Origin of the sequence: Thomasclavelia sp. (assembly GCF_017889095.1) — a bacterium.
Lineage (GTDB): Bacteria > Bacillota_I > Bacilli_A > Erysipelotrichales > Coprobacillaceae > Thomasclavelia.
Genome location: NZ_JAGHEW010000058.1, coordinates 1 through 7,602, shown reverse-complemented (window position 1 = coordinate 7,602; position 7,602 = coordinate 1). Strand labels below are relative to the sequence as shown.

Sequence of the window (7,602 nt, the reverse complement as noted above, 5' to 3'; positions counted from 1 at the left end):
CCATCACCAGTTAATCTTTCAATCACTATCTTTTCAGGTAAATAAGCTAACTGTTCAACTACTAGATCGATATATTCATCACGTTTTAAAACCTTAAAAGGTTTAGTTTGATAAAGCTGATGTAAACGGGTCTTTTCTAAGATATAAAGCATGTGAATTTTGATGGCCTGAATATCTAATTGACCAACGGTCTTGGCTGTTTCTAACATCATTTCTCTAGTTTCATAGGGTAAACCATTAATGATATGAACACAAACGTTGATATTTAAAGTTCGTAATTTATTTAGACCATCAAGAAATTCCTGATAGCTATGACCACGATTAATGATCTTACCAGTTTGATCATGGATAGTTTGTAAACCAAGTTCGACCCATAAATCAGTTCGCTGATTAACAGTATCTAAATAAGCAAGAACATCATCATTTAAACAGTCAGGGCGGGTAGCAATACTAATGGCAACAACATCTTTTTTATTAATGAATGGTTCAACGCAGTTTTTTAATTTAGAAGCCGGTCCATAAGTATTGCTGTTAGCTTGAAAATAAGCAATGTATTTGCAATTAGGCCATTTTCGTTCCATCATGTTTTTTCCTTGGAGAAACTGGACTTCTAAAGAATCGCTTACTTTACCAGCAAAATCACCAGAACCACTGTCACTACAAAAAATACAGCCACCATAACCTTTGCTGCCATCACGATTAGGACAAGTAAAACCAGCATTTAATCCAATTTTAGCGACTTTACTATGATATTTATTTTTTAAATAATAATTAAAAGTATGATAGCGTTTATTATCGCTACTATATTTAAATTGATTCATTTTATCACCGTATTTATTATAACATATCAATTAAAAAAATTAATAGTCAGGAGAATTATTTATGGCACTACAATTAATCAAAATTTCTAAAGCATATCAATCAGGTAAAAATAAACAAACAGTTTTAAAAAATCTTACGATCAAATTTCCCGTCAAAGGTTTAGTTGCAATTGTTGGTAAAAGTGGTTGTGGAAAATCAACTTTATTAAATATCATTGCGGGAATTGAAACTGTGGATAGTGGTTCACTGATGATCGATGGTCATCTTTTAGATAAAGATAATTTAAGTAATTACCAAACTAACTATATTAGTTATGTTTATCAGTTTTATAATTTAATTCCTGCTTTAACAGTTAAAGAAAATATCATTTTGCCCGCTTCAATTAAAGGAAGTAAATATTCGTCAACTAAATTATATGAATATGCCAATCAATTAAAGATCCATCATTTATTAGACAATTATCCCGATGAATTATCAGGCGGTCAAAAACAGCGCGTAGGTTTACTTAGAGCTTTTTTGGCTAATACACCAATTTTACTTGCTGATGAACCAACTGGAGCTTTAAATAAGGAACAAAGTCATGAAGTAATGCAACTTTTAAAACAATACGCAAAAAAACATTTAGTAATCATAATTTCTCATGATTATTCGCTAATTAAACAATATACTTCTTTGATCATTGATTTAAATCAGACTAATATTAATTATGATTTCAATGCCAGTAAATATCATAAATATAATTTATTATTTATTACTAAACGGTCTAAAAGACTGTTTTTTTATTTAAAACGTCAGCTTTTTTATCAAAAAAATAAATTGTTGATGATGTTTATCTCGCAGATATTTATTATTATCGCTTTTGTTTTGTTGATTAGCGGCTGCAATGGGGGCTGGATTTATATTGAAAATAGATTTGAAAGTGATCCGGTTAAAGAGGTAATTGAAGTGTATCAAAATGATTATCTAAGTAATCATTTTGATAAAAAAGAATTAAAGAAATTTAAACAAGATAAATTAATTGATAGTAGTGAGTATAAATTGGATTTTAGTGCTGGAAAGTTTCAAGATGAATTAGATTTCCAGGCATATCAATTAAAAAAGACCAACAGTTTAGATTATTATCAAGGAAAATATCCAGTTAAAAATAATCAGGTAATGATTAATTTAGCGGCTAGCAAAGAATATGATTTACAATTAGATGATCAAATTACTTTTAAAATAGCTACAAAATCTTATTCTTTGACAATTAGTGCCATTATTAATGATGAAGTTAATAATGGCAACAATATTTATTTTGATTGTCAATATCTTGAAAGTGAGCTAAAAGAATTATTATTGAATAAAACTTGCATCGTTTTAACAAGCCCAAATTATAAAGCAGTAATTAATAAGTATCAAAATGATTTTTTGATGATCAGTTATCATCAAGAGTATGTTGACAGTTATCAAATGATTTATGACTTGGCAATTTTTGTAGTAACAGTATTTATTGCCATCAGTTTTATCATTTCAATTATTTTAATTACGATTATTTTAAAAACCATCTTTATTGAACGGAAAAAAGATACTAGTTTGCTGTTAGTAAATGGGTTAAGTAAGTTAAAAATTGTGCAAATGTTTGCTTTTGAGGCAATGATGATTGGAATGATCATTGGTTTTGTAGGTGGAATTGTGGCTTATTTAGTAGTCGGTATTTCTAATCTGTTGGATTTAGGAAAACAAATATTAGGAATTTCTAATTTATTTGTTTTACCTGATTATTTCTTTAGTTCTTTTGATTTGTTTATTTTATTAGTGATTGTTTATGGATTTACTTGTTTTTTATCTGGAATTCAAGTAGGGATAATGATCAATCGGATGGATCCAAGCATATTATTAAAGGAGAATTAAGAGATGTTAGAAATTAAAAATTTAACGAAACAGTATGATCAAGTAGTGATTGATAATTTAAGTGTTGTTTTTCCTAGTCGTGGATTAGTAATAATTTTGGGAAGATCTGGATGCGGTAAAACAACGTTATTAAATTTAATTGGTGGGCTGGATTTAAATTACCAGGGAGAGATTTATATTGATCATCAAAATATTAAAGAAATTAAAAATTATCGTCGTAATCATGTGGGATTTATTTTTCAGAATTTTAATTTGATCAACTGGTTAAATACTAAAGATAATTATTTATTACCACGGTTTTTTACTAGTATTATTTTTAAACGAGCTCTTGAAGATCAAGAAGAAAAATTAGAATTAAACAAATTAAAGAAAAAAAAGATAAAAGTATTATCTGGTGGTCAAAAACAGCGGGTAGCAATGCTTCGAGCAATGGTGAAAAATGTTGATATTTTACTATGTGATGAACCTAGTGGCTCTTTAGATATAGAAAATGCAAAAATAGTTTTTGATTTATTGAAAAAAGAAGCTCAGGAAAGATTAGTTATTGTAATTACTCATGATGAAAAATTAGCTGAAGAATATGGAGATTATTTATATTTGATGGAAAATGGTAAGCTAATCGAAAAACAAAAACATCTTCAAAATAATGAACTGTTTTATTGTCGTTTAAAAAAACAGAAAAGAGCTAATTTATTTACTTTGGCTTTGTTACAATATCGCTCTAATTTTATTCGTAATTGCAAGATCACGTTTGGTTTAACTTTAGCGTTAATTTGTATTATGATTACATTTACTTTAAGTTCTTCTTTAAAAAAACAAATTCATGAACAAGTAAATACCATTTTTCCCAGTCAATTAGTATCCATTCAAGGTAAAGATCATCAATCAATCAGTTATCATGATTTAACAAGTTTACAAATATTATCTAAAAATCAATATCTATACGCAGAAATGCTGGATTATGAATTTATGGGGATTTCATTAATTGATCAATATAGTGATGAAAATACTATTTATATAAGTGATATGACTAAAAGAGTGGATGTTAGTAAGATTAGTTATGGACGTAATTTAAAAGCTGATAATGAAATAGTTTTATCAAAAACAACGGCAGTTCATTTGAATGAGGATTATCAAAGCTTGCTTAATCAAAATGTTTATGGTTTTTATTTAAAGGATGATCAAATTGAAAAGATTAAACTAAAGATAGTCGGAATTAGTGATGAAGTAACGATCTTTGATACGATGTATATCAATGAATTAGCAAATATAAATCATGTAAGTGATCTTTTTGAAATAGAACCAGATCAAATTAAAATGCAGATTGTAATGATGAATCTTGATCATTTAAGCAACAGTAAAGCTACATTAAAAGAATTAGAAAAGGAATTTTTAAATTTAGAGTTTAAGATTACTGGTAAGGATATCAGTGATAAAGTCGACAGTTTTTTAGGACAAATTGAAAAAGCGTTGTTATTGTTTTCGTTATTGTCAATTATTGCTTCATGTTTTTTAGTTGGGGAAGTATTATATTTATCAGTAGTTGAAAAAACTAAAGATATTGGTATTTTTAAATGTTTAGGTGCTAGTAAACTGCAAATATTGTTGTTAACTTTATTAGAAAGTCTGGTTATTTTAACGCTTAGTTACTTAATGGCAGGAATGGTTTTATTAGAACTGGTAAAAACAATTAATGATCTAGTAGCTTTAGATTTTGGATTTGAAGGCAATTTTGTTACTCTTGATTATTATTTATTAGGAATAATTTATCTTTTAGTATTAGTGTTTGGTTTTTTAAGCAGTATTTTGCCAGCTAGTTATGCAAGTAAATTAGATCCGGTAAAAGCGCTAAAGTATCAAAGTTACTAAATATACTTGTTATTTAAAAAAAATCATGATATGATATTCAAGTGTTGAAAGTCGATGAGTAGGAGTAGTAGTAATTGATTTTTTGATAGAGAGTCAGTGGCTGGTGGAAACTGATAGAATAGATTATGAACTCGCCTAGGAGATGCAGTAGTGAAATTAGTAATTACTGCCGTTAACTGCGTTAAAGTTTTGAGGGCTAAGCTTTTTTGCTTGGAACTAAGGTGGTAACGCGATATTAAGTCGTCCTTAGATAGGACGGCTTTTTTTATTTTTAAGGAGGAACTATATATGCCGTTTGATCACAAACAAATCGAGCCAAAATGGCAAAGATACTGGGAAGAAAACAAAACATTTAAAACAGATTGCTATGATGATAGTAAACCTAAATATTACTGTATGGATATGTTCCCATATCCTAGTGGTAATGGATTACATGTTGGTCATCCTGAAGGATATACAGCAACTGATATTGTATCAAGAATGAAAAGAATGCAAGGATACAATGTATTACATCCAATGGGATTTGATTCATTTGGTTTACCAGCAGAACAATATGCAATTCAAACAGGAAATCATCCTGCTGAGTTTACTAAGAAAAATATTGATGTTTTTAGAGCACAAATTAAATCTTTAGGATTTTCATACGATTGGGATCGTGAAATTGCTACAAGTGATCCTGAATACTATAAATGGACACAATGGATCTTCACTAAATTATATGATGCTGGACTTGCTTATATTGATGAAATTCCAGTAAACTGGTGTCCTGAATTAAAAGCAGTTTTAGCTAATGAAGAAGTAATTGATGGAAAAAGCGAACGTGGTGGATATCCAGTAATTCGTAAACCAATGCGTCAATGGGTACTAAAAATTACTGAATATGCTGAAAGACTATTAGCTGATCTTGATGATTTGGATTGGCCAGAAGCTACTAAACAAATGCAACGCAACTGGATTGGAAAATCAGTTGGAGCTAATGTTGATTTTAAAATTGATGGAACTGATAAAATCTTTACGGTATTTACAACTCGTGCAGATACTTTATTTGGAGCAACATATTGTGTTATGGCGCCAGAACATCCTTATGTTGATGAAATTACAACGCCAGAGCAAAAAGAAGCAATTGAAGCATACAAAAAAAGTTGTGCCAGCAAATCTGACTTGGAAAGAACTGAATTAAATAAAGATAAAACAGGTGTCTTTACTGGTGCTTATGCAATTAATCCGGTTAATGACAAAAAAATTCCAATCTGGATTTCTGATTATGTTCTTGCAAGTTATGGAACTGGGGCTATCATGGCCGTGCCTGCTCATGATGAACGTGACTGGGAATTTGCGAAAAAATTTGGAATCGAGATTATTCCCGTATTAAAAGGTGGTAATATTGAAGAAGCTGCTTACATTGAAGATGGAGTACATATTAACTCTTCATGGTTAGATGGACTTGGAAAACAAGAAGCAATTGATAAAATGATTGCCTGGTTAGAAGAACATAACTGTGGACAAAAGAAAACATCTTATAAATTAAGAGACTGGTTATTCTCTAGACAACGTTATTGGGGTGAACCAATTCCAATTGTTCATATGGAAGATGGTACAATGAAAACTGTACCAGTAGAAGAATTACCATTAGAACTTCCAGCTACTAAAAACTTCCAGCCTCATGATAGTGGTGAATCGCCATTAGCTAACTGTGAAGACTGGTTGGAAGTAGAAATTGATGGTCAAAAAGGTCGTCGGGAAACTAATACAATGCCACAATGGGCTGGTTCATGCTGGTATTATATTCGTTATATCGATCCACATAATGATAAAGAAATTTGTGACCCTAAATTACTAGAAAAATGGTTACCAGTTGATTTATATGTAGGTGGAGCAGAACATGCGGTATTACATTTATTGTATTCAAGATTCTGGCATAAAGTATTGTACGATGCTGGTGTTGTTAAATGCAAAGAACCTTGGCAAAGATTATTCCATCAAGGAATGATCCTTGGAAGCAACAATGAAAAAATGTCTAAATCTAGAGGTAATGTTGTAAATCCTGATGATATTGTAGATTCTCATGGTGCTGATGCTTTACGTTTATATGAAATGTTCATGGGACCATTAGAAGCCGCTTTACCATGGTCAACTAATGGATTAGATGGTTCACGTAAATGGTTGGATCGTGTTTATCGTTTATTTATTGAACAAGATAAATTAAGTGATGAAAATGATCATAGCTTGGATCGTGTTTATCATCAAACAGTAAAGAAAGTTACTGATGATTTCGAAACTTTAGGATTTAATACCGCAATTTCACAAATGATGATCTTTATTAATGAATGTTATAAAGCACCTACTGTTTATAAAGAATATGCATTTAACTTTATTAAAATGTTATCATGTATTGCACCACATATTTGTGAAGAAATGTGGCAATTATTAGGACATGATGAAAGTATCGCTTATCAGACGTGGCCAACATACGATGAAAGCATGTTAGTAAGTGAAGTAGTTCAAATGGGTGTTCAAGTAAATGGTAAATTAAGAGCTAAAATTGAAGTAGCTAAAGATGCTGATGAAGAAACAGTAAAACAAACTGCTTTTGAACAAGAGAATGTTAAAGCTCATACTGATGGTAAAAACATTGTAAAAGTTATTGTTGTAAAAAATAAGATCGTTAATATTGTGGTAAAATAACCAGTAAAAACAAAAAAGGAAGGGGCTGTAACGATAAGGTGAATTTTAAACATCTTGAAGCGTTATAGCTTCTTTTTATTTTCCTTTGATATTTGACCATTTTTGACTTATTTTTTAAAAACACTTATTTTTGAGCGGAATATCCCTGTCTTCCTTAAATTAGGCTTTATTTGATAGAATGATTAATTGTTTTTTATGGTTCGAAAATCAAGTGAAGGAAGTGATAATATGGATGATAGTAATTATCAAAAATATAAAATTGCCAAAACAATTTCTGAACAAATAGAGTATTTAAACAAAAATAAAAGAGTACAATTTAACTGTATGGATAAAGAT

Annotated in this window: 4 protein-coding genes and 1 other annotated feature; of the genes, 3 read left to right on the top strand and 1 reads right to left on the bottom strand. The window is 29.8% G+C overall.

Annotated features, from left to right (window positions below; translation table 11 throughout):
- On the bottom strand, window positions 1-821 hold an 821-nt coding region (locus J7M77_RS02505; RefSeq protein WP_296875633.1), incomplete at its 3' end, for a TIGR01212 family radical SAM protein.
- A 61-nt stretch (window positions 822-882) separates the two neighbouring features.
- Between J7M77_RS02505 and J7M77_RS02500 the strand changes: the two genes are divergently transcribed.
- From J7M77_RS02500 to leuS, 3 genes are all read left to right on the top strand, one after another.
- Window positions 883-2,712 (top strand): ABC transporter ATP-binding protein, encoded by a 1,830-nt coding sequence (locus J7M77_RS02500; protein ID WP_296875631.1) that lies wholly within the window; start codon window positions 883-885, stop codon window positions 2,710-2,712.
- Between the two features lie 3 nt (window positions 2,713-2,715).
- The gene (locus J7M77_RS02495; protein WP_296875629.1) at window positions 2,716-4,581 is read left to right on the top strand and encodes an ATP-binding cassette domain-containing protein; all 1,866 of its coding nucleotides are present in this window, start codon (window positions 2,716-2,718) and stop codon (window positions 4,579-4,581) included.
- Between the two features lie 45 nt (window positions 4,582-4,626).
- Window positions 4,627-4,832: a binding site (T-box leader), on the top strand.
- A gap of 37 nt (window positions 4,833-4,869) precedes the next feature.
- Window positions 4,870-7,266 carry a leucine--tRNA ligase gene (gene leuS / locus J7M77_RS02490; protein WP_296875627.1) on the top strand — a complete coding sequence of 799 codons (2,397 nt, stop codon included), beginning with the start codon at window positions 4,870-4,872 and terminating at the stop codon, window positions 7,264-7,266.
- The last annotated feature ends 336 nt before the right edge of the window (window positions 7,267-7,602 follow it).